Here is a 23106-nt window from a genome sequence, read left to right on the forward strand (position 1 = left end):
GCGCTTCGGTAGTACGGTGACCTCAGTCACACCATCGGACCGAGGAGGACGGCGTCGTGGAGTTCCAGCTGGCGATCGGGACCAGGAAGGGGTTGTTCCTCGCCCGCGGTGAGGACAGGGAGCACTGGGAACTCTCCGCGCCGAAGTTCCCGATGGAGGCCGTCCGGGCGGTCGCGCTGACCCCGTCCAAGGTCTACGCCGCCGCGGTCAACGAGCATTTCGGACCGACGATCGCGACGTCCGAGGACTTCGGCGAGACCTGGACCGAGCCGGATCACGCGCCGGTGGCCTTCCCCGCCGACACCGGGACCGCGCTCGAAGGCATCTGGCAGATCGTGGTCGCCGGTGACGTCGTCTACGCCGGCGCCGAGCCGTCCGCGCTGTTCCGGTCCGAGGACGGCGGTGAGACCTTCGAACTCGTGCGCGGGCTGTGGGACCACGAGCACCGTCCACACTGGACTCCCGGCGGCGGCGGCCAGATGATGCACACGATCCTGCCGCATCCGGCGGATCCCGGGCGGATCACCGTCGCCATGTCGACGGGCGGTGTCTATCGCACCGAGGACGGCGGCAAGAGCTGGACGGCGTCGAACCGCGGGATCAGCGCGGGTTTCCTGCCGGACGAGGAGCCCGAGTTCGGGCAGTGCGTGCACAAGGTCGCGATGCATCCGGCTCGCCCCGAACGGTTCTTCCTGCAGAATCACGGCGGCGTCTACCGCAGCGACGACGACACGAGGACCTGGAAGTCCATCGCCGGCGGCCTGCCGAACGACTTCGGGTTCGCCATGGTCGTCCATCCGGCGAAACCGGACACCGTCTACAACTTCCCTTTGGTGGCCGACGTTCTCCGTTTCCCGCCGGACGGCCGTTGTCGCGTCCATCGCAGCGAGGACGCGGGCGAGACCTGGACCGGGCTCGGAACCGGCTTGCCGGACAAGGACTTCTACGCCGGTGTGCTCCGGGACGGAATGTGCGTCGATCAGGAGGCGGGGATCTACTTCGGCACGCGGTCCGGTGAGGTGTGGGCCAGTCCCGACGAAGGCGACACCTGGCATCAGGTGGCCGCGCATCTTCCGGACGTGCTGTGCGTGCGGGCCCAGGTGGTCTAGGTGGTCCGGGTCCTGCTGCCCGCGATGTTGCGGCCGCTCGCGGGCGGAACGGGGACGTTCGAGGTCGACGCCTCGACGCTCGACGCCGTACTCGACTCGCTCGGTGCCGAGTTCCCCGCGCTGGAACGCCGTCTGCGTAACGAAACCGGTGCGCTGCGGCGCTATGTGAACTTCTACGTGGACGGTGAGGAGTGCCGTCGGCTCGACGGCGCGAAGACCTCGCTCGCCGGGGCGGAAGAGGTCCAGATCATCCCGTCCGTCGCGGGCGGCTGAGTGTCAGGAAAGGGGCTTTCAGGACGGAATTCGTCCTGAAAGCCCCTTTCCTGACCTGGGGTTCGCGCTACTGGGAAAGCAGGTTCGCGCAGCGGATCAGCCCGATGTGCGAGTACGCCTGCGGGTGGTTGCCCAGCGAGCGCTCCGCGATCGGGTCGAACTGCTCGGGCAGCAGGCCGGTCGGGCCCGCGGCGTCGACGATCTGCGTGAACAGTTCTTCGGCCTCGGTGCGCCGCCCGGTGAGCAGGTACGCCTCGATGAGCCAAGCCGCGCAGATGTGGAAGCCGCCCTCACCGCCGGGAAGGCCGTCGTCGCGGCGGTAACGGTACACAGTGGACCCACTGCGCAGCTCCGCCTCGATCGCGGTCACCGTGGACTGGAACCGCGGGTCGGCCGGATCGATCAGCCCGGTCAGCCCGACGAACAGCGACGCGGCGTCGAGGTCCGTTCCGTCATAAGCGGTGGTGAAGGCCTGGACCTCTTCGTTCCAGCCCTTGTCCAGCACGTCGGCGGCGATCTCGTCGCGCAGCGAGGGCCACGCGCCCGGCACCTGACGGCCGTAGACCTCGCCCAGCTTGATGGCCCTGTCGATGGTCACCCAGCACATCACCCGCGAGTACACCCGGTGGCGCGGCACGTGCCGCTCTTCCCAGATGCCGTGGTCCGGCTCGTTCCAGCGCCGCGTGACGGCCTCGGCCATCGCGCGCACCATCTGCCAGTCCTCGTCGCGCAGTTCGCCGCGCGCCGCCGCCAGGGTCTGCACGAGTTCGACGACCGGGCCGAAGACGTCCAGCTGCACCTGGTGGTTCGCCAGGTTGCCGACGCGGACCGGCCGCGAACCGGCGTATCCGGGCAGCGACTCGATGACCGCTTCGGCACCGATCACGCTGCCCGCCAAGGTGTACAGCGGGTGCAGCCGTTCCGGACCGGCCAAAGTGGACAGTACGCCGTGCAGCCAGCGGAGATAGCCTTCGGCCTCCTCGGTCGAGCCGAGGTGGACCAGTTCGCGCACGGTCATGGCCGCGTCGCGGATCCAGCAGTACCGGTAGTCCCAGTTGCGGACGCCGCCGATCTCCTCCGGCAGCGACGACGTCGCCGCCGCGAGCACGCCGCCGGTGTCGGTGTTGACCAGCCCGCGCAGCGTCAGCGCCGAGCGGCCGACGAGGTCGGTCTGGACGCTGGGCAGCTTGAGCGTCTGCGCCCAGGTGCTCCAGTAGTCGCCAGCGCGGGACCGTCGCTCCACTTCGGACAGTTCGTGCGCGGCGAGATCCGAGGTGCCGCAACGGAGTTCCAGCACCACCGGGCTCTCCGGTGACGGGGTGACGAGCGCGGTCGCGGTGTCGTTCATGCCGTCGGAGGTGATCTCCCACTCCACGCCGGGCGAACGCAGCGCGAACGGCTCCGAGGTGCCCTGCACCAGGATCCCGTCGCCGCTGGCGACCAGTTTCACCGGCACGCCGCCGAATTCGGGCCGGGGCGCGAACACGATCTCCGCCGCCGCCTCGCCCGAGATCACCCGGACGAGATCCGTGCGGTGCGCGGGGCTTTCCGGCTCGATGTAGTCGGTGACGAGCAGCCGGGACCAGCGGGTCTCGACCGTCATCGTGTTCGGCAGGTAGCGCTGCCCGAGCGGCAGGCCGTTGCGGTGCGGCCTGATCGAGAAGTGTCCCGCGCCGGCGCCGCCGAGCAGGTCCGCGAACACCGCGGGCGCGTCGGGGCCTGGGTGACAAAGCCAGGTCAGCCGGGCGTCCGGCGTGACCAGCGCGACCGAACGTTCGTTGGCCAGCATGGAAAGGCGCTCGATCGGCGGCGCCTGCTCGCCGTAGAGCCAGTTGCGGCGCTCTTCGAGCAGGAAGGCGAGCGCCATCGCGACGTCGACGGTGTCCGGGACCCGGTACTGCGCGAGGCTTTCGCCCTCGCCGACCTTCACGCCGAGGTCCGGGCCGGAAATCCGGGCGAACGCCTTCTCGTCGGTGACGTCGTCGCCGAGGAAGATCGCCGCGGTCGCGCCGACCTGGTGGCGCAGGGTGTCCAGCGCGCGGCCCTTGTCCGTCTGGACGACCGCGAGCTCGACGACCTCCTTGCCGTCGGTGGTGGACACGCCCTCCCACTTCGAAGGTCCATTGTGGACATCGCGAAGCACGCGGCGGCCCGCCTCGTGCTCGGCGCGGCGGACGTGCACCGCGATGCTCGCGGGCTTGACCTCGAGCGAGACACCCGGCACGTCGAGCACCAGGTTCTCCAGCTCGGCTTCAAGCCGTCTGTGGAGCTCGCGGGCCTTTTCGTCGAGCGCGTGGATGAAGCCGATGTCGAACTCGGACCCGTGGCTGCCGACCAGGTTCACCTCGGCGGGAAGACGGGAAAGGGTGGCGAGATCGCGCAACGCGCGGCCGGAGATGACCGCGGTGGTCGTCTCGTGCAGGCCGGCCAGCGACCTGAGCGCACCCACCGATTCGGGCAGCGGACGGGCTTCGTCCGGGTTGGCCGTGATCGGGGCCAGCGTGCCGTCGTAGTCGCAGGCGACCAGCAGCCGCGGGGTGCGCGCGACCTGGACAATCGCGCGCCGCAGCTCGGCGGGCAGTGCCTCGGCGGTCAACGATTTCTCCTCGGGAACTATGCGGGGTATGGGGGAAGTCTCAGTCCGTCGATTCTCCGCCGAGCGCCTGGAGGAACGAGCGCGCCCATCGGTCGACATCGTGCGTGAGGACCTGTCGACGCATGGCGCGCATACGGCGGCGTCCCTCTGCGGGGTCGAGCGTAATGGCAGTCTCCAGGGCGTTCTTCACCCCGTCCAGGTCATGGGGGTTGACCAGGAGCGCACTGGTCAGCTCGGCCGCGGCGCCGGCGAACTCGGACAGCACGAGCGAGCCGCCGAGGTCGTGGCGGCAGGCGACGTACTCCTTGCAGACGAGGTTCATCCCGTCACGCAGGGGAGTGACCACCATGACATCGGCCGCGGAGAAGAACGCGGCCAGTTCCGTCCGGTTCACGGACTGATGCAGATAATGCACGACCGGGTGACCCACGCGGGCGAATTCGCCGTTGATCCGCCCGACCATCTGCTCGATGTCGCCGCGCATCCGCTGGTAGTGCTCGACGCGCTCGCGGCTGGGCGTGGCCAGCTGGACGAACGTGACGTCCTCCGGGCGGACGCGGCCTTCGTGCAGCAACTCGTGCAGCGCCTGCAGCCGCAGGTCGATGCCCTTCGTGTAGTCGAGCCTGTCGACGCCGAGCAGGACCTTCTTCGGATTGCCCAGATCGCGCCGCAGCTGAGCGGCGCGTTCGGCGACGCCCTTGGTCTTGGCGAGTTTGTCGAGACCGATGGCGTCGATGGAGATCGGGAACGCGCCGACCCGCACCGTCCGGTCGCCGACCTGCATCAGGCCGGGACGGGTGCGGATGCCGACCGCGCCGCGGCTGGATTCGAGACCGGCCAGCTGCCTGGCCAGCCAGAGGAAGTTCTGCGCGCCACCCGGTCGGTGGAATCCGACGAGGTCGGCGCCGACCAGGCCGCGGACGATCTCGGTCCGCCACGGCATCTGCATGAACAACTCGACCGGGGGAAACGGGATGTGCAGGAAGAACCCGATCCGGAGATCAGGGCGCAGTTCGCGCAGCATCGCCGGGACCAGCTGGAGCTGGTAGTCCTGGATCCAGACGGTCGCGCCCTCGGCGGCCACCTTCGCGCTCGCCTCGGCGAAGCGCCGGTTCACCCGGACGTAGGACTCCCACCAGCTCCGGTCGAACACCGGCCGCGCCACCACGTCGTGGTAGAGCGGCCAGAGCGTCGCGTTGGAGAAGCCCTCGTAGTAGTCGCGGACGTCGTCCGAGGTCAGGGAGACCGGGTGCAGGACCAGGCCGTCGTCGTCGAATTCCTCGACCTCGACGTCGGGCACGCCCGGCCAGCCGACCCAGGCGCCCTTGCGGGACCGCAGGAACGGCTCGAGCGCCGACACCAGCCCGCCGGGGCTCGCCGTCCAGCGCCTGCTCCCGTCGGCGGTCCGTTCGAGGTCCACCGGGAGCCGGTTCGCCACCACCACGAAATCCGCGGATGCCGTTCTGCCCGTCTCGGAGTTCACTTCGTCCACCAGCCGCTCCCTCGAAATCGCGGGTCGCTGCCCTAGGGAAGGACCCTATCGCGAGCTCGCGAGACGGCCGGTCGTCGCGCGATCACTCCAAGCGTCGCTCGGCGGGTTCCATCGGTCCCGCCATCCGCGGCCCGGCGAACTTGCGTTCGAGCCTGCCGAGCCCCGTGCGCACCGGCTGCGCCAGGTACTCGCCGAGGACCACACCCGCTGCCAGGGCAAGCCCGATCGCGACCGCGGTCATCAGCGTCGAGATGTTCCCGCCCTGCTCGACGCCCAATTGGTATAGACCACGATAGGTGGAGAGGCCGGGAAGGAGGGGCGTGATGCCGGACACAGCCACCACGAGCGGCGTCACTTTGAGTCGCCTGGCGAGCACACCGCCGCAGAAACCCACCAGCGTCGCGGCCATCGCGGACGAGCTGACCGCCTCGAAATCGGTCAGCATCAGCGCGCCGTACACCGCGCCGCCGATCGCGCCCGCCGCTCCCGCGACGATCATCGCGCGCATCGTCGAATACGACGCGAGCGCGAAGCAGGCGGACGCGCCGATGCTGCCGATGACGATGATCGGAAGTTGTTGCGGCGTCGAGGAGATGACCTCGGGCAGCGGCGTGAGCGGCATTTTGAGGAGCAGTGCGATCTTGAGGGCGAGCACCACGCCCGCGATCAGCCCGGCACTCATCAGCGCGGTTTCCATCGTGCGCCCGGCCGCCGTGACGTAGTAGCCGGTGATGGCGTCCTGCACGGCGGAAACCGTGGAGAGGCCGGACAACAGCACGGTGACGGCCGCGGCGACGACCAGCGTGGGTTTGTTCGTGGTGAGCAGGTTGCTGCTGACTATCGCCATCGCGGACAGGGTCGCGACCAGGCCGCCGATCACCTGCTGGAAGAAGAACGGCAGCGCGAAGCGGTTCAGGAAGCGGCCGAGCCGGTCGATGACGGCACTGATCACCATCGCGACCAGCGCGACGTCGATGCTGCCGCCGAGGATCAGGGTGATGAACCCGGCCAGCCCGCCCCAGGCGGCCGTGGCCACCCAACGGGGGTACGGGTGCGGCGCGGTCGTGATCCGCTGGAGTTCCTGCTGGGCCTCTTCGGCGCCGATGTTCCCGCGGACGATCCTGCGGACCAGCGTCTCCGTCTGGGTGAGCCGCGTGTAGTCGAGACTGCGCGAACGGACCACGCGCAGCGCCGTCACCGGCGCCATGTCGGTGCCGCGGTGGCAGGTGACCGTGATCGACGTGAAGATCACGTCGACCTCGCAGTGCGGGAGACCGAGCGCGGAGGTCAGCGCGATGATCGTCGCCGTGACGTCGGAAGCGCCGGCGCCGCTCGACATCTGGACCTCGCCGATGCGCAGCGCGAGGTCCAGGACGAAGTTGACCGTCGAGTCGTCGGGCGGCTTCGGGCCCATCGCCTCGTCGCCGTCGACGGCGGGCTGCTCGGCCGTCGGGGCTTCGAGGATCTGCCAGGCGCGGCGGCGCAGCAGGTTCGGGCGGTGCGAGCGAGCCTGGTGGATCGATCGCTCACCGTCACGCTGACGCGGGGCTTCCAGTAACCATTCGCCACGTTCGGGTGTTTCGTCCTGGTTCCTGTCGTCACCGCGTCTGCCGCTCTGGGCCCCCTTGGTGTGCTCGTTGATCTTCATGATCGATCCACCTCCTCACTCGGTTCGCAGGGCTGTCGGGTCCGTTGTTCCAAAGGACTTTCCCGAGGACCATCGGGCCCGGCGGCCCGACCGTTGCAGGTAACCCGAAGTGGCGTCCACCACGTCCGACGAAGATCATCGCGGCTCCGCCGGTTTGCGGCACACTTCATGCCATGGCGTCCTCTGTGAGCAGGCGTTCCGTCCTTCGCGCGGCCGGTGTGACAGCAGCCGGAACAGCGGCGACGTTCACCCTTTCGGGTGCATCTAACGGGGCGGAGAGCCCGGTTTTCGCGCACGGCGTGGCCTCCGGTGATCCGATGCCCGATTCGGTGCTCCTCTGGACCCGGGTCACGCCCTCGGCCGAGGCCGTTCCGGGATCCGGAAAAGGGCCGTCGGCGGACGTCCGGTGGGAGGTGGCCGAGGACGCCGGATTCGCGCACGTCGTCGCTCGCGGTCACGCCCGGACCGGACCCGAACGCGACCACACGGTGAAGGTGACGGCGGGCGGACTGTGCGCGTCGACGGCGTACTACTACCGGTTCACGTCGCGCGGGAAGGTCTCGCAGATCGGGCGGACGCGCACCGCTCCCGCGCACGAAGACGACGTCGCGAGGCTGCGGTTCGGCGTGGTCTCGTGTGCGAACTGGGCTGTCGGTCACTTCGCCCCCTACGGCTATCTGGCCGGCCGCGACGATCTTGACGCCTTCCTTCACCTGGGTGACTACCTCTACGAAGGGAATCCCAATCCTGCGAATGATCTCCGGCCCTCGGTACCGCCCAACGAGTTGATCACCCTCGCGGACTACCGGCAACGCCACGCGATGTACAAGACCGACGAACACCTCCGGCGGCTGCACGCCCGCCATCCGATGGTCGCGACCTGGGACGATCACGAGGCCGCGGACAACGCCTGGTCCGGCGGGTCGCCGTCACACGATCCGGCGACCGAAGGCAGCTGGCGCGACCGGATGCGGGCGGCGCACCAGGCCTACTTCGAATGGATGCCGGTGCGGCATCGCGGTGACCGGCTGTACCGGCGGCTGAAGTTCGGGAAGCTGGCCGACCTCACCATGCTGGACCTGCGGACCTACCGGACTCGGCAGCCCGGCCCCTCGGAGGAGCCGATCGACGGCACGATCCTCGGCGCGGAGCAGCGGCAGTGGTTCCTGGAGGGCCTGTCGCGCGGGACGGCGTCGTGGAACGTGATCGGGAATTCGGTGATGGTCACGCCGATCAAGGTCCCCGCGCTGCCCACCCGCGAACAGCTCGCGCTCGGCGACCTGCTCGAAGGCCAGCCGACCACGGTGAACACCGACCAATGGGACGGCTACACCGCCGACCGCCGCCGGGTGCTGGACGCCATCGCCGCGCAAGGCCGCGGCAACACGGTGTTCCTGACCGGCGACGTCCACTCGTCGTGGGCGAACGACGTGCCGCGGGACGGGACGAGCGTCGCGGTCGAGTTCGTCTGCCCGTCGGTCACCTCGGACAACATCGACGAGCAACTCGGCGTCCCGCCGCGGACCGGCTCGCTGAAGGTCGAGGCCGCGATCCGCGCGCTGAACCCGCACGTGCGTTTCGTGGAGCTCGACTCGCACGGCCCCGGCGTCCTCGAAGTGACGCCGGACGCGGTCCGGATGAGCTGGTACTACGTCGCCGATCGCCGCGACCCGGCGACCGCCGTGACGCTCGCGCACGCCTTCCGGACGGTGGCCGGGGAACCCTGGGTGCGCCCTGCGAACGGCTGAGCGGGCGCCGATATACTGGGCGTGCCAGGGGGTGACTCCGGGCAAGGCCGCTATAGCTCAGCTGGTAGAGCATCTGTCTTGTAAACAGAAGGTCAGGGGTTCGAGCCCCCTTGGCGGCTCCCTACAACTCATCGCTGACCCGTCCGTCGAAGGTCGTCGTACTCGGCGCCAGGCGGTTTCGGCGGTAGCGCTACAGTGAGTCACGTATCGTGAGGTCGTTCAGACTGTGTGGAACCTGTCGGAATGCGACCTTGGGCGGGCCACCGAAAACGAGGCGAGCCGAGCACCTGCCAGCGGGCATGACGTGCCCCTCCGCGGGGTGAACTGCTCCTGAGCTCGCCGGTGACCGGGTCCTCGTCACCGCGGTTGAGGAATCCATTCGACAGGCGATTCCGATGCGTGACACCAAAACCAGCTCCGCCGCCGCCGCGACGGTGCCTCATACGGCAGACCTCGTGGTGGGGGTGTGACACCGCCCGATGACCTCGAGACCGTTCTGGCTCGCCTGCACCGCGCGGCCGCTGACGAGCAGCATCTCGGCGCCACAGCTTCCCTGCGCATCGCCGTGTTTCTCGGTCTGGATGTGCTGACCATCGACCTGATCAACGGCGCCGGAACGCTGGAACTGGTGTGGTGCGACCCCGCCGAAGGGCCTGGGCCCGAGCTGGACGACCTGCAATTCACCCTCGGCGACGGTCCCACTCTGGAAGCCGTCCAGCACGGCTACACCGTGACCGAGCCCGACCTGGTCACCACCGACCAGGCCCGCTGGCCGTTGTTCCTGCCAGCCGCGATGCAGAGTCCGGCCCGAGCAGTCATCGCCGCTCCGCTCCGAGCCCGCGGCAGAACCATCGGAGCCCTTACCGGTTACCGCGCCACGTCCGGCGCCATGACCTCATCGCAAGCTCGGGATTTCCATCGTGTCCGTCAAGGGCTGCTGCCCCTGCTCTTGCGGAGCGCGCAGAGTTCGGCCACCGGCGACTCCGGCCTCCGCCACTACCGTGAAGAAGTCCAGCAAGCCGCCGCCTTCCTCGCCGCCGGCCTCGCCATCCCGCCTGAGCAGGCACTCGCCCGATTACGCGCACGCGCCTTCTGTCATGACCGCTCGCTGACCGACACGGCCCGCGACGCGCTCACCCGTCGTCTGCAACTGGACGACCACAACCCCTATGCCTGAGGCACCCGCGGGTCAGGGTGTGCCGCACGGTGCGGCGGCAAACCCTGAACTGGCGGTCTACTCGGTGGTGCGGAGTTCGGTGTTCTGGCGCTGAGCCTCGTGGAGCTGGTCTTCGAGGGAGACGATGCGGCAAGCGGCGTCCACGGCCGTGCCCTGGTCGACCAGTTCCCGCACGCGTGCGGCGATGCGCAACTGGTTACGGGAGTAGCGGCGGTGCCCGCCCGCCGAGCGCTGCGGGGTGATCAGCCCGGCTTCGTCGAGGCTGCGCAGGAAGTTCTGGGTGGCGCCCAGCATGTCCGCGGCCCGCCCCATCGTGTAGGCGGGGTAGTGGTCGTCGTCGAACTTGTCGGCCCCGCCGGAAACGGTCGCGGGGGTCTCGCGTTGGTCAGGAATCATTCCACCTCCACATCACAAGGGACCCCGGGCGCCAGTACGGCGCCCGGGGTCCCAGGGGTTGGGTTTCACCATTGTCTACCAGCCGTGAGGCCGGCGTCCTGCATCCGCGGTGTCCGTCCGAGAGGCGGACGATGCGGAGATCGCTGATTCGTAACCGAGAACCACCTTCCAATCCGATGACCCTGCGGTACCCGCGCGGCACTACTGCCCAGCCGCTGCGGGCGATCCAATGATGTTCCCTGTCCCTTCTTTCCTGTGTTTCTCTCTTACCGGGTACTGCGACTTCCTTCGGCGTCACCGGCTGGAACCCTTTCACTGATCGGTCCCAGCACGCGTCACGCCGCTGGTCACTGCCCGGAGCCCCGTCGGTGATTGGCTCCGGCCACCTGACCGGTACTGCACTTGCCTACTTCTTACTGCACTGCTTCGCCGGGATCGGCCTTGCTGCTTACGTCTTCATTCCTCGATCCCGGTACTTCTCCGGTCACCAGCCGAAACCTGTTCACTGATTGGCTTCGTCCTGCCTGACCGCCTTGTCCCACTTCGCGGGTAGTTCCGTCATCTCCCGCGCCTGCTAGACGTTGTCTCTCTCGGTACAAGGAGGACAGTACACACACCTGAGGTTGAATGTCTACCCTCGCCACCATAGATTTGCTCCTGTCGCGGCGTGGAAGAATGTCGGCGCGGCGGATCCGCAGGTCAACGCGGGGTGGCGATGGAGCGACATCACTCGAAAGGGCAGGCCGGAATGACCGACTCGACCGCGCGGCAGGATCCGTTCGGCCTGACCGGGGTGCGCGACCACCAGGAGTACGCCGACGTGCTCAAACGCCTGCTCGATCAGGGGCGCCGCGAACGCTGCGTCGCGCTGCTGTCGGAGACCGAGGCCCACGTCGTGGCGGAACTGCTGGGCCAGTACGCCCTCCACCACCCCTCCGGGCATCTCAACCAGCTCGCCGCCACCCTCGCCGCGCGCCTCTACAGTCGCCTCGGCGCCTGAAACTTGCGGAGATGTCGATTTGGCCGGGGAGCACGCCGTGGCGGGCGCAGGTCGGGTCCGCGTGGTGGGAGTTGTGCCACGATTCGCCCAGGGACAAGAGGGCGAGCGGCCAGACGTTGGCGGAGCGGTCGCGGCTGGTGAAGGGCCGGGCGCCGACCATGTGGCAGATCGAGTTCACCGACCAGGTCACGTGGTGCTGCAGGGAAACCCTCGCCAGGCCTGCCCAGAGAAACGCGGTCAGCGCGCCCCACCAGGACCAGCTGATGAGACCGCCGAGTAACGCGGGCAGGGCGACGGTGGCGGCGACCCAGACCGGGAAGAGCCGGTCGACGGTGCGGATGTCGGGGTCGGCGGCCAGGTCCGGGGCGAACCGGGCGGCGTTGGTCTTGTCCCGGCCGAACAGCCAGCCGAGGTGGGCGTGCCAGAAACCCTTGGCCAGCGCGAGCGGCGAGGTCCCGTAGAGCCAGGGGGAGTGCGAGTCCCCGTCGCGGTCGGAGAAGGCATGGTGGCGCCGGTGATCGGCGACCCAGGTGATGACCGGGCCTTGGGCGGCCATACCGCCGGCGATCGCGAGGGCGATGCGGAGCGGGCGGTGCCGGCGCGGTTCGTTCGGTGGCGGTCATGACCGTGCCGATTCGGGCGAGTGGGCGGGCTGGGTCTTCCTGGGGGGTGAGCGGTCTTCGTCACCGGTTCTGGCAGGCGAGGCGATGGCCGCTGAGCGTGAGCTGTGGATGATCAGTTGTTCGTGCAACCGGGTGATCTGCAGTGGCCGCCAGACCGTGCGCGTGGTGGCGACCAGCCGGAGGTCGGTGTGCGGGGCGGCTTGTCGCTGGGCGGCGAGGAGAACCTCCAGCCCGGTGGAGTTCAAGAACCGGACGAGGCTCAGGTCCATGATCAACCGTCGCGGCCGGTGGCTCAACGCCGCCTCGATCGCTTCGCGTGCCGCGGGGGCGGTGTGCAGGTCCAGGTCGCCGTCGACGACGAGCACCAGTGCCCGGTCGAGTTGTTCCACCGTCACGGCCAAGGGGGGAGAACGATGCGCCGGAGCCGCGTGTCCGCCTTCGGGTTCCTCGATGGCCGGGCGAACGGCACCGAGGTCCGTCCTGTCTTCCAAGGCCGCGTCAAGTGGCGTGTGACCGGCCTTCTGACGACGTCGTCGGCGGAGATCGAGCGTCATGATTTTCACGATCCGGGCTCCAGACTCAGCCGGTCATCGCTGAAGCTCGCCGGGCGGAAGATCGGGCGCACGGCGGAGGGACAGAGGCGGCCAGTGTGACGGTCGATCGTCGCGAGGGCGGTGTCTGGGCACTCCGGCGCTGTCACCGGCAGTCTACCGCGCCGACCAGGCGGCGAACGTGTTTCCCGGACCGGCTTTTCGGTTCTGAGGTACCGGTCTCGCATCGGCGGGCCCGGTACCGGGCTCAGGGGCTACGCTGGCGGGTGTCATCCGATCGGCCGTCCGGAATCGGCGAACGGATCGTGGTGAATCGGGTTTCGCCCGGGACCCAGGCGTCGCAGGCCCGAATCGCTTGCTCTGCCAAGAAGCCGTCATGGGCATTCTCGCTGGATCGTTGGTGCACATGGTGATTCTCGGGGTCCTTTGTGGACTTTCTGGCCCGCCCGAACCCGGCCTCGACCGGGAACCCGAACCACGGCAAGGAGATCCCCCATGACCACGACGACCCGAGAGCTCGATCAGGCCCAGGTGGATCTCATCGGCAAGGAACTGGATTCGCTGCGCCAACGGGTGGTGGCGGATCTCGGCGCGGAGGACGCCGACTACATCCGCCGGGTCGTCGCGGTGCAACGGCTCAGCGAGCTCTCGGGCCGGGTGCTCCTGTTCGCGGGCTGGTTCCCGCCGGCGTGGATCGCCGGTGTCGGCGCGCTGTCGTTGTCGAAGATCTTGGACAACATGGAAATCGGGCACAACGTCCTGCACGGTCAGTACGACTGGATGAAGGACCCGACGCTGAATTCGCGGACCTTCGAATGGGACATGGTCTGCCCGAGCGAACAGTGGCGCCGCTCGCACAACTTCATGCACCACACCTACACCAACATCCTCGACAAGGATCGCGACGTCGGTTACGGCATCATCCGGATCACCGAAGACCAGGAGTGGAATCCTTACTACCTCGGCAATCCGCTCTACGCGGCCGCGCAGGCACTGTTCTTCGAGTACGGGATCATGTTGCACGACCTCGAAGCGGACCGGATCGTGCAAGGCCGCCGGTCCTGGGCGGACATCCGCCCGCTGCTCGGACCGATGCTGCGCAAGGTGGGACGGCAGGCGGGCAAGGACTACGTGCTCTTCCCCGCGCTGACCGGTCCGCTGTTCCCGGTGACCCTGGCGGCGAACGTCAGCGCGAACCTGATCCGCAACCTCTGGGCCTTCTCGATCATCTTCTGCGGTCACTTTCCCGACGGTGCCGAGGTTTTCACCGAAGAGGAGAGCGAGAACGAGAGCAAGGGGCAGTGGTACCTGCGCCAGATGCTCGGCTCCGCGAACATCACCGGAAGCCCGTTGTTCCATCTGCTGTCCGGGAACCTCAGTCACCAGATCGAACATCACCTGTTCCCGGACATCCCGTCCCGCCGCTATCCGCGGATCGCCGCGGAGGTGCGGGAGATCTGTGAGAAGTACGATCTGCCGTACAACACCGGCTCCCTGTCGAAACAACTCGGCTCGGTCGGTCGCAAGATCTTCCGTCTCGCTTTGCCATGACCGAACGGCTTTCGCGCAGGTGTGGAACAAGGGCCCACTGTGCGACGGAATCCGGGACGGGTGAATTATTGCCGCGCCGTCCAGTGATTTCCTCTGTACAATGGAAATACTGAGAGTATTCCGCGCGTCGGAGAACGACCGATGTCACTTTCTGTTCTTCACCGACGCCGGCCTTCCCGGCCGGAGACCGGAGCCGAATATGCGTGCCGACGCCCGCACCCCGGAAACCGCCGAACGGCTGAGGCTCAAGCCCCGCAACTCGGAGAGTGGTTTCGTCGACGGCGCCTGGTGGCCCCGGTCGCGTGACCTGACGACCGAGGTGCCCGAACTCACCACGGCGCTCGACGGCCGGATCGGCCCGGTGTGGCGGGTGGCGTTCCCGCCGTCGGGCTGGGCGGTCACGGTCCGCGAGCTGATCTATCAGGGGCGGCTGGTCAAACTGGAGGGAATCGACTCGCAGAACGCCCATGTCGTGCACGTGACCGGCGGGAACATGCACCGGGTCACCCTCCTGGTCGTCCCGCCGGAGGCGGACCCGGCCGCCGCCGAGGCAGTGCTGATGGCGGCCTCCGGGCAGAACAGCGTGGCGGGCCCGGAGGCGCTCCTTGACGAGTTCGGCGCGCGGCCCGCTCCGGAAAACGCCCTCGCCCGTTGGGAATCCGAAGGCGGGCATGGTGACTTCGCCGGCATAGGCGGGTGAATTCCAGAAGTCACCCATGACGACGGTTACGGTGTGGCGCGGCTGCTCACTGGTGCACGAGCGCCGCGCTGAGAACGCGGGCGGTGCGGGCGACGGCGTCGGACACGCCGCCGGGTGGCCGCGGCACGGCGATCACGGCCGCGATCGAACCGACCGTTCCGCCCGTCGGCAACCTGACCGACGCTTCGGTGACGACGAGGCCGTGCTCGGCCTGCCAGTCGGGGGAAAAGCGGCCGGTCCGTTGCGGCACGGTCGATCCCGGCCGTAGCAGGAGATCGTGTTCCGGCCGGATGAGACTGGCGGCGGCGATCAGGATGCGCCCGTCGCAGGGTACGGCGAGTACCGAACTGGCCCGGGTGGCCGCGGCCAGTCCTCGGAGCTGACCGCGGGCGAGCTCCAGCAGTCGTGGATACGGCTGCCACGACTGGCCGAGCCGGAATGCCTGCACGCCGACGCGATAGCGGTTCTCGCTGCGTTCGACAACCTCCAGTTCGGTCAATTGCTCGAGTAATCGGTGTACGGTCGCTTTCGGCAGCGAGCAGGAATTGGCCAGCTGGGTCAATCCTGCTTCACCTTGATGTCGTATCAGTGCATCCAATAGGGTGAAAGCGCCGACGAGGACGCTTCTGGGTCTTTTCTTTGTCTCCATTGAAATCCCCTCCCTCGGTCCGTCAGGTGGAACCCTGACTGACAATGCGGTGCCGCCGGTGTCAGACTTCAACTGCCCCGGTGCTTATCTTCGGCCAAGCGGAGCGAACTGGGAAGAGTGAATTCATCGAACGGAAAGGTTTCCGGAAAATGCGAAGAACTATTCGACCGGCGTTGGCGCTGGTCGGTCTGCTCGCTGGTCTGCTCGTGGCGCCGACCGTCGCCGGCGCCGAGGTCGCCGTCACCGCCTCGCCCGCATCGCAGAAACCCGCCGCGGATTTCGACGGCGACGGATTCGCCGACAAGGCGGTTTGGCGCCCCGGAACCGGTGTCTGGTATGTGATTCGTAGCAGCAACGGCAGTGTGGCGACCCAGCAATGGGGCGTCTCCGGTGACGTGCCGGTGGCCGCGGACTACGACGGCGACCACCGGGCCGACTTCGCCGTGTGGCGGCCGAGCAACGGTATTTGGTACATCATCCAGAGCAGCACCGGCGCCGTGGTGACCCAGCAATGGGGAACGCCCGGCGACATTCCGCTGACCGGCGATTTCAATGGTGACGGCCGCTCGGACTTCACCGTCTGGCGCCCGAGCAACGGCGTCTGGTACGTACTCGGTATCGCCACGGTGCAGTGGGGTGTGTCCGGTGACGTCCCGGTGTCCGGCGATTTCAACGCGGACGGCAATGCCGATTTCACCGTCTGGCGCCCCAGTGACGGCGTTTGGTACGTGCGGGGAATCGCGACCCAGCAGTGGGGGACCGCGGGCGATATTCCGGTGGCGGGTGATTTCAACGCGGACGGGCGTGCCGACTTCGCCGTGTGGCGGCCGGGTAATGGCGTTTGGTACGTGCTCGGTATCGCGACCCAGCAGTGGGGGACCGCGGGCGACGTTCCGGTGGCGGGCAATTTCGGCGGTGACCCGCGGGCGGACTTCGTGGTGTGGCGTCCGTCGAACGGCACCTGGTACGGCCTCAACCTGTTCACCACCCAGTGGGGCACGCCGGGAGACATCCCGGTCTGAGCGTCGACGGCGAGAACTTGGCCGATGAAGGAGCCGGGACATTTCTCGTCCCGGCTCCTTCGTCGTCGTGAGGGCGCTCCTTGACATGCAGCCTCTTGGCTGCCTAATCTGTAAAGGCAGCCGGGAGGCTGCATATCAGGGAGACCGACATGGACGACGTGTTCAAGGCGCTGGCCGACCCCAGCCGCCGCCGGTTGCTCGACGACCTGAACGCCCGCAACGGCCAGACCCTCCGCGAGTTGTGCGCGGGGCTGGACATGGCGCGGCAGTCGGTCAGCAAGCATCTGGCCGTGCTGGAGGCGGCCAATCTGGTGACCACGGTGCGGCGTGGCCGCGAGAAGTTGCACTACGTGAACGCGGAGCCGATCAACGCGATCGCCGAACGCTGGATCGACCGGTATCACCAGGGCCGGGTCGACGCGCTCGCCGACCTCAAGCTGGCATTGGAGCAAGAACCCATGACCACCAACGAATTCGTCTACACCAGCTACATCAGGACGACGCCGGAGCGCCTCTGGAAGGCGTTGACCGATCCGGCCTTCACCAAGCAGTACTGGGGCTGTGAGTTCACTTCGGACTGGAAGCCGGGGTCGACGATGGCCTGGGAGCAGCTCGGCGAGAAACTGGAGGATCCCGAACAGGTCGTGCTGGAGTCCGATCCGTACCGGCGGCTGTCCTACACCTGGCACACCTTCACCCCGGAGTTCGCCAAGTCGGTGGGGCTCGACGACGACGTGTCGGCGAAGCTGCGGGCCGAGTCGCGGTCGAAGGTGACGTTCGACCTCGAACCGGTCGGCGACACGGTGAAGCTGACCGTGGTCCACGACGGTTTCGACCAGGGCAGCACCGCGCTGGAGATGGTCAAGGGCGGCTGGCCGTCGATCCTGTCGAGCCTCAAGACGCTGCTCGAGACCGGTGCGCCGCTGCCTGAACCCGCGTAACCAGGTCGACGTCGCCGCTCTTGTCGGGCAGTATCCGCAGCGTGCCCCTGGAGATCGCTTGCGACGAGTCCGGGTCCGAGGGCGAGAAACTGATCGGCGGGCAGACCGACGTGTTCGCGCACGCGGGGGTCCGGCTGAGCATCGAAGAGGCCGCGGACTGCCTGGCCGAGCTGCGGCGCCGGATCCGCTCGCCGGCGGTCGAGTACAAGGCCAACCACCTGCTCCGCACGAAGCACCGGCGGGTCCTCGAATGGTTCCTCGGGTCGCTGGGCCCGGTCCGCGGGCGCGCGCACGTGTACCTCGTGGACAAGAAGCTGCTGCTGGCGAACGAACTCCGCGGGCTCCTCGGCCTGGACGTCTCGCCGGACGACGGGCTCCTGGCCGCGTTCAACGACGTGCTGAGGACCCGGAACCGCCGGGATCCGGCGGCGGGATCGTTCTTCGCGATGGCCGGGGACTCCGGGGAACTGCGGGCGAAGGTCGCCGAGTTGCGTGACGCCAAGGTCCTCGATCCGCTGGTGCCTGCGATCCTCCGCGCGGTCGGACGCTGGAGTGAAGACGGCGAGCCGGTCTTCCTCGTCCACGACGAACAGCCGTCGCTCAAGGGGGAACGGCTCGCCGAAATCGAGGCGAGCCCGGGTCTCGCCGGGCTGAAGTTCGTGGACTCGAGGACCGATCCGCGGGTGCAGGTCGCGGACTTCCTGGTCGGGGTCGCCCGGCGGATTGCCGAGGACGAATTGAACGGGAACGGGGACGCGGTCTTGACCGCGTTGCTGGCGCCGTATGTCGACTCGAAGTCGCTCTGGAACTGAGGCGTGGTCGGGCCCGGTCGTGGCCGCCGGGCAGCCAGGAGACGGAGGGGTGTGTGGAAATAGGGACACTCAACGTCCCTATTTCCACACACCCCTCACCTCAAGTGACGCCTACCCGCGTCCCAAGAACGACGTCGACTCGAAGTTGCTCTGGAACTGATTCACTCCGTAGTACGCCGAATCGCTCGGGTGGCCGTTGCCCGGCGCGGCGGGCGGCTGGAACTGTCGAGAAGTATTCGACGTCCGTCCGGGAGGCAGTCGCAGATGCAGGCATTCACCTTGCCCGAGTTCTACGTTCCGCATCCGGCGCGGATGAACCCGCACTTGGAAGCGGCGCGGGCGCACAGTATGGCCTGGGCCAGGCAGAAGGGAATGCTCGATTCACCGTCCCCGTCCGGTGACGTCGTCTGGACCGAAGAAGCGCTGGCGAAGATGGACTACGCGCTGCTCTGCGCGCACACTCATCCGGACTGTGACGGGCCGTCCCTCGATCTGGTCACGGATTGGTACGTCTGGGTGTTCTTCTTCGACGATGATTTCCTCGCCCAATTCAAGTACACCCGCAACACCGAAGGCGCCAAGGCTTATTTGGACCGGCTGGAACTGTTCATGACCGGGCCGGGGGAAACGTCGCCGGAACCGGAGAACCCCGCCGAAGCCGGTCTTCAGGATCTTTGGGCGCGAACCATTCCCTCGATGTCGGAGGCGTGGCGGCGGCGCTTCGTCACCAGCACGCACAATCTGATGGTCGAATCGCTCTGGGAACTGGACAACATCGACCGCGGCCGGATCGCGAACCCCATCGAGTACGTCCAGATGCGCCGTCGCGTCGGCGGGGCGCCGTGGTCGGCGAACCTGATCGAGTACGCCGTCGGCGCCGAAGTGCCGGACAAGATCGCGGCGACCAGGCCGATGGAGGTCCTGCGCGACACCTTCGCCGACGCTGTCCACCTTCGCAACGACCTCTTTTCCTACCAGCGCGAGGTGCGCGAGGAGGGCGAGAACTCCAACGCCGTCCTCGTCTTCGAGAAGTTCCTCGACTGCCCGACGCAGGATGCCGCCGAGCTCACCAACGACCTGCTGACCTCGCGGCTGCAGCAGTTCGAGAACACCGCGCTCGTCGAGGTGCCCGCGCTGCTGGCCGAACACGACGTCTCGCTGCCCGAACAGATCGGGGTCGGCCTGTACGTCAAGGGCCTGCAGGACTGGCAGTCCGGCGGCCACGAATGGCACGCGAAGTCGAGCCGGTACATGAACGAGGGCCCGGTCTCCGGCGTGAACGGGCCGGCAGGACTCGGCACGGACTCGCTGCGGCTCTCGCCGAACCGGCTGGGCCTGGTCCAGCGAACGCGGCAGCAGGCACCCGCGCCGTTCGCGCCGGTCGGGCACCTGCCACTGCCCGAATTTCGCATGCCGTACCCGATCCGCACCAGCCCGCATCTCGCCGCCGCGCGGGAGTACGCCCCGACCTGGGCGCGGGCGATGGGCATGTTCGATGCGGTGCCGGGCGTCGAGCACGGCGCGATCTGGGACGAGCGCCGGTTCCGCGGTTTCGACTTCCCGCACTGCGCGGCGATGATCCACGCCGATTCGGACTTCGAGCAGCTCAAGGTGTCTTCGGACTGGCTCGCCTGGGGCACCTACGGCGACGACTACTTCCCGCTGATCTTCGGGATGCGGCGGGACCCCGTCGCGGCGAAGCTCTGCAGCGACCGGCTCTCCCTGTTCATGCCGCTCGACGGCGAGCCGGTGCCGGAGCCCGCGAACCCGGTCGAACTCGGGCTCGTCGATCTGTGGAACCGCACCGCGGGGCCGTTGAGCCCGCCCGCGCGCGCGGATTTCCGCCGGGCGATCGAGAGCATGACCGCGAGCTGGGTCTGGGAGGTGGCGAACCAGGCGCAGAACCGCGTCCCCGACCCGGTCGACTACGTGGAGATGCGGCGCCGCACCTTCGGTTCCGACCTGACGAAGAGCCTCGCCCGGCTCGAACTCGGTGACGTCGTCCCGCCGGAGATCTACCAGAACCGGGTCCTGTACGAACTCGACACCGCCGCCCAGGACTACGCGACGTTCACCAACGACCTGTTCTCGTACCAGAAGGAGATCGAATACGAGGGCGAGGTGCACAACCTGGTCCACGTCGTCGAGCGGTTCCTCGCCGTGGACCGGATCGAGGCCCGCGACATCGCCGCCCGGCTGATGAACGCGCGGATGGAACAGTTCGAGCAGCTCGCGGACGAGGACCTGCCGCGGATGTGCGACGACCTCGGGCTCGACGACGAGATCCGCGCCGTGCTCACCCGGTACGCGGACAACCTGAAGGAATGGATGTCCGGAATCCTGGAATGGCACCGGAAATGCGTGCGGTACACGCCGGGAGAGCTGGAGCGCTCCCGCACTCCCGAGCCGCCGGTGTTCTCGCTCAAGCCGAGCGGGATCGGCATGTCCGCCTGGCGGATCGGGAGTGCGGCGCGCTGAACCCTAGAACGCCGTCAGGATGATCCGCGCGGTACGCGGGTCACCGTCGTGCACCAGCGACTCGAAGTGCCCGACGTCGTCGAACGCGAACCCGTAGGCCTTGCCGTCGACCATCTGCTCGTGGACGATCCGCGAGTAGTGGTCGGTCACGGACTGCTTGTAGAACTGGCCCGCGTCATACGTCGGCTGCGTGTGCAGGGAACCGAGGGTCGACCGGTGCAGCGCCGCGCACAGCGTCCGCGCGATCGGGCCGACGACCTGGTCGTTCGGCGCCTGCAGCCGCCCGTCGCAGTTGAAGACGTCGCGGGTGCTCGGCTTGCTGAACGACGCCACCGTCGCGCCCGAGGTGTTCGTGAACCGCATGACGTCGTCCCCGCCGGTCCGGCCGGTGAACTTCTTGCCGGGTTCGGCCTCGAACGGGACCACGGTCAGCGGTGTCGACTTGTAGGTGTTCCAGGCGTTCGTGACGTAACCGTCGAGGTAGTTCCCGCTGAACTTCCCGGCGTCGAGACCCTTGCCCGGCGCGAGGACCCGCAGCCGGTTGTACGCCAGGTTCGAGAAACCGGCCTGCCCTTGGACGGCGTTGAAGATGTTCTCGCGGCCGCCCGCCTTGAGCCGCCCGGCTTCCTTGTTCACCCCGGCGCCGTTGGTCAGCCCGACGGCGTGCGGGACGCTGAACATGTCCACCTGCGAGCTGTTGATGAACAGCCCGCCGTTGTCGTAGGTGAACTCGCTCCAGTCGAACAGGATGTCCCGGTTCGGATCGCCACCGGCCCACGGCGCGGGCTGCACCAGACCGTCCGGGGTAAGGAAGAACTTGATCTTCTGCCCGAACGACATGTAGACGCGGCCCGAGAGCATCCGCGGGATCCGCAGAGTGGTCGAGCCGCCGTTGCCGGGGCCCGCGATCGCGACGTCCGGCGCGGGGCTCGGCGGGTTCGCGCCCGGCGGCCACGGGGTGAAGGCGCCGCCGGCGTTGACGTAGCCGAGCCTGCCGGTGTTGAGGTTCGTGCCGAGCACGTAGAGATGGACCGCGTCGGAGCGGTTCGAATTGTTGGTGACGGTGAGCGGCAGCGGATCTGGACCGGCGGCGACCGCGGTGGGTGCCGCGAGGGCCGAGACTCCGGTGACCAGGGGGAGAACGACCGCCAGCGCGGTCAAGACGCGCCGGATCTTCTGACGGATGCGCACAGTGCACTCCTCGGCTGAATCCCGCCGCGGGAGCGCGAACGCGCCGCGGCGGTGCTTGCGGATGTCGGCCGGGGGCGCGTTCCCGGCCTGGGTGTGACCTTGGCGAGGGGTCTCAGCACGGAAAGTTACGTCCCGGCCCGCAACATGTCTAGACCAGCGGTGGGAACCTGTCCGGTTTCACGCCGGGGCGGACAATTTGTCTCGGACCTTCGTCGATTGAGGTGGCCGGATTTCTCGACTACCGTGGTCCGCGTTCCGTCCTGGACCCCGGCGGCAGGTTTTCTCATCCGTGGGGAGCGGGCATGGACGGCGACGAGTTTCCGGTGCGAAGAACCGGCGGCGGTGAGACCTGGATTTCCCCTGCCTGCTGGGACGATCTGGCCAAGGCCGCGGCGGGCGGTGAGCCGCACGGCATGGACGACCTCATGGCCGCGCTCATGCCGTGGGCGCGGCACTACACGGAAACCCGTCTGGGTGGTCGTGATCTGACCTATCTCGAACCCGCCGACATCGCGCAGGAGATCTGCCTCGCGGTCTTCGTCGCGGTTCCCGGCCACGGGCTGCGCGGCGGTTCTTTCCTGTTCCTCATGCGCGCCATCGCGGCGAACAAGGTCGCCGACGTCTTCCGGAAGGCGGCGCGGAGCAAACAGGTCCTGACCGGTGAACTCCCGGATCGCCCGGCCGTCGCCATGGAGGAACCGGAAGAGCGGGCGCTGCGGGACGACCTCGGGGTCCGGCTCGGCAAGCTGATGCGGATGTTGCCGGTCTCGCACCGGGAAGTACTGGGAATGCGGGTGATCGGCCAGCTGACGTCGAACGAGACGGCGGCGGCACTCGGTACGACGTCGTCGCGCGTGCGGGTGACCAAACACCGGGCGATCAGCAGGCTGCGGGCCTGCGCTCAGCGCCAGGACGCCTTGAGCTGAATACGGATCAACAGCCGGATGAGCGGATTTTCCCGCTTGGTCCGGGTTTCGAGAATACGAACGCACATGGCCCCTCCAGAGTTCGCCGACGAGCGCCGTTGCCGAGGGCCAGGACAAGCGGTCGTACTGCCACCCTAGGTGCGGACCGGGGAGCCGGAACCGGCTGAACGGACGATTGGGTCCCGCCTGAGCCATTCCGACGAGCGCCACTCAACTCTTCGGC

19 protein-coding genes, 1 tRNA gene and 1 pseudogene are annotated in these 23106 nt (G+C 68.0%); 13 read left to right on the plus strand and 8 right to left on the minus strand.

The genetic code is table 11. The annotated features are described in order from the left end of the window. The first annotated feature begins 56 nt into the window (after window positions 1-56). The gene (locus ACLJPX_RS11525; RefSeq protein ID WP_410600070.1) at window positions 57-1109 is read left to right on the plus strand and encodes a WD40/YVTN/BNR-like repeat-containing protein; all 1053 of its coding nucleotides are present in this window, start codon (window positions 57-59) and stop codon (window positions 1107-1109) included. Further along, window positions 1110-1382: a MoaD/ThiS family protein gene (locus ACLJPX_RS11530; RefSeq protein WP_410600071.1), complete on the plus strand. Its 273-nt coding sequence runs from the start codon at window positions 1110-1112 to the stop codon at window positions 1380-1382. Window positions 1383-1449: 67 nt separating this feature from the next. Here ACLJPX_RS11530 and otsB read toward each other — a convergent pair whose 3' ends face one another. The 3 genes from otsB to ACLJPX_RS11545 all read right to left on the minus strand — a co-directional run bounded on the left by otsB (window position 1450) and on the right by ACLJPX_RS11545 (window position 7118). Next, window positions 1450-3978 carry a trehalose-phosphatase gene (gene otsB, locus ACLJPX_RS11535; RefSeq protein ID WP_410600072.1) on the minus strand — a complete coding sequence of 843 codons (2529 nt, stop codon included), beginning with the start codon at window positions 3976-3978 and terminating at the stop codon, window positions 1450-1452. 40 nt (window positions 3979-4018) lie between these two features. Continuing rightward, window positions 4019-5470: a trehalose-6-phosphate synthase gene (locus ACLJPX_RS11540; protein ID WP_101611008.1), complete on the minus strand. Its 1452-nt coding sequence runs from the start codon at window positions 5468-5470 to the stop codon at window positions 4019-4021. A gap of 82 nt (window positions 5471-5552) precedes the next feature. After that, the gene (locus ACLJPX_RS11545; protein WP_410600073.1) at window positions 5553-7118 is read right to left on the minus strand and encodes a threonine/serine exporter ThrE family protein; all 1566 of its coding nucleotides are present in this window, start codon (window positions 7116-7118) and stop codon (window positions 5553-5555) included. A 173-nt stretch (window positions 7119-7291) separates the two neighbouring features. Between ACLJPX_RS11545 and ACLJPX_RS11550 the strand changes: the two genes are divergently transcribed. From ACLJPX_RS11550 to ACLJPX_RS11560, 3 genes are all read left to right on the plus strand, one after another. Next, on the plus strand, window positions 7292-8866 hold the full coding sequence (locus ACLJPX_RS11550) for an alkaline phosphatase D family protein (RefSeq protein WP_410600074.1): 1575 nt from the start codon (window positions 7292-7294) through the stop codon (window positions 8864-8866). A 46-nt stretch (window positions 8867-8912) separates the two neighbouring features. Beyond that, window positions 8913-8985, plus strand: a tRNA-Thr gene (locus ACLJPX_RS11555). 347 nt (window positions 8986-9332) lie between these two features. Beyond that, window positions 9333-10043 (plus strand): hypothetical protein, encoded by a 711-nt coding sequence (locus ACLJPX_RS11560; protein ID WP_410600075.1) that lies wholly within the window; start codon window positions 9333-9335, stop codon window positions 10041-10043. 57 nt (window positions 10044-10100) lie between these two features. Here the strand turns inward: ACLJPX_RS11560 and ACLJPX_RS11565 are convergent, their stop codons facing one another. Beyond that, window positions 10101-10439, minus strand: coding sequence for a MerR family transcriptional regulator (locus ACLJPX_RS11565; protein ID WP_410600076.1), 339 nt, complete (start codon window positions 10437-10439; stop codon window positions 10101-10103). Between the two features lie 748 nt (window positions 10440-11187). On the opposite strand from ACLJPX_RS11565, the gene ACLJPX_RS11570 reads away from it, so the two are divergent. After that, window positions 11188-11439: a hypothetical protein gene (locus ACLJPX_RS11570; RefSeq protein ID WP_410600077.1), complete on the plus strand. Its 252-nt coding sequence runs from the start codon at window positions 11188-11190 to the stop codon at window positions 11437-11439. On the opposite strand, the pseudogene ACLJPX_RS11575 reads toward ACLJPX_RS11570, so the two are convergent. Both ACLJPX_RS11575 and ACLJPX_RS11580 read right to left on the minus strand, forming a co-directional pair. Next, window positions 11384-12040: pseudogene (locus ACLJPX_RS11575) on the minus strand (acyl-CoA desaturase); the annotation flags it as partial. The gene ACLJPX_RS11570 and the pseudogene ACLJPX_RS11575 overlap by 56 nt on opposite strands. A gap of 18 nt (window positions 12041-12058) precedes the next feature. Next, window positions 12059-12616, minus strand: a complete 558-nt coding sequence (locus ACLJPX_RS11580; protein ID WP_410600078.1) for an STAS domain-containing protein — start codon at window positions 12614-12616, stop codon at window positions 12059-12061. A 492-nt stretch (window positions 12617-13108) separates the two neighbouring features. On the opposite strand from ACLJPX_RS11580, the gene ACLJPX_RS11585 reads away from it, so the two are divergent. After that, window positions 13109-14164, plus strand: a complete 1056-nt coding sequence (locus ACLJPX_RS11585) for a fatty acid desaturase family protein (protein WP_410600079.1) — start codon at window positions 13109-13111, stop codon at window positions 14162-14164. A gap of 199 nt (window positions 14165-14363) precedes the next feature. Then, window positions 14364-14864: a DUF5994 family protein gene (locus tag ACLJPX_RS11590; protein WP_410600080.1), complete on the plus strand. Its 501-nt coding sequence runs from the start codon at window positions 14364-14366 to the stop codon at window positions 14862-14864. A 46-nt stretch (window positions 14865-14910) separates the two neighbouring features. Here ACLJPX_RS11590 and ACLJPX_RS11595 read toward each other — a convergent pair whose 3' ends face one another. Further along, window positions 14911-15513 carry a helix-turn-helix domain-containing protein gene (locus ACLJPX_RS11595; protein WP_410600081.1) on the minus strand — a complete coding sequence of 201 codons (603 nt, stop codon included), beginning with the start codon at window positions 15511-15513 and terminating at the stop codon, window positions 14911-14913. 149 nt (window positions 15514-15662) lie between these two features. Between ACLJPX_RS11595 and ACLJPX_RS11600 the strand changes: the two genes are divergently transcribed. The 4 genes from ACLJPX_RS11600 (at window position 15663) to ACLJPX_RS11615 (ending at window position 20766) form a co-directional block, all read left to right on the plus strand. Then, window positions 15663-16535: an FG-GAP repeat domain-containing protein gene (locus ACLJPX_RS11600; protein WP_410600082.1), complete on the plus strand. Its 873-nt coding sequence runs from the start codon at window positions 15663-15665 to the stop codon at window positions 16533-16535. Between the two features lie 149 nt (window positions 16536-16684). Continuing rightward, complete coding sequence (locus ACLJPX_RS11605) at window positions 16685-17476, plus strand: ArsR/SmtB family transcription factor (RefSeq protein WP_101610997.1); 792 nt, start codon at window positions 16685-16687, stop codon at window positions 17474-17476. 41 nt (window positions 17477-17517) lie between these two features. Further along, window positions 17518-18288 (plus strand): DUF3800 domain-containing protein, encoded by a 771-nt coding sequence (locus ACLJPX_RS11610; RefSeq protein WP_410600083.1) that lies wholly within the window; start codon window positions 17518-17520, stop codon window positions 18286-18288. A gap of 264 nt (window positions 18289-18552) precedes the next feature. Further along, window positions 18553-20766: a terpene synthase family protein gene (locus tag ACLJPX_RS11615; protein ID WP_410600084.1), complete on the plus strand. Its 2214-nt coding sequence runs from the start codon at window positions 18553-18555 to the stop codon at window positions 20764-20766. Window positions 20767-20769: 3 nt separating this feature from the next. Here the strand turns inward: ACLJPX_RS11615 and ACLJPX_RS11620 are convergent, their stop codons facing one another. After that, window positions 20770-21957, minus strand: a complete 1188-nt coding sequence (locus tag ACLJPX_RS11620) for a beta-1,3-glucanase family protein (protein WP_410600085.1) — start codon at window positions 21955-21957, stop codon at window positions 20770-20772. A 302-nt stretch (window positions 21958-22259) separates the two neighbouring features. Here ACLJPX_RS11620 and ACLJPX_RS11625 point away from each other — a divergent pair, with 302 nt between their 5' ends. Then, window positions 22260-22883, plus strand: coding sequence for a sigma-70 family RNA polymerase sigma factor (locus ACLJPX_RS11625; protein ID WP_410600086.1), 624 nt, complete (start codon window positions 22260-22262; stop codon window positions 22881-22883). The last annotated feature ends 223 nt before the right edge of the window (window positions 22884-23106 follow it).

The sequence above is a fragment of the Amycolatopsis sp. lyj-90 genome (assembly GCF_046549035.1).
GTDB lineage: Bacteria > Actinomycetota > Actinomycetes > Mycobacteriales > Pseudonocardiaceae > Amycolatopsis.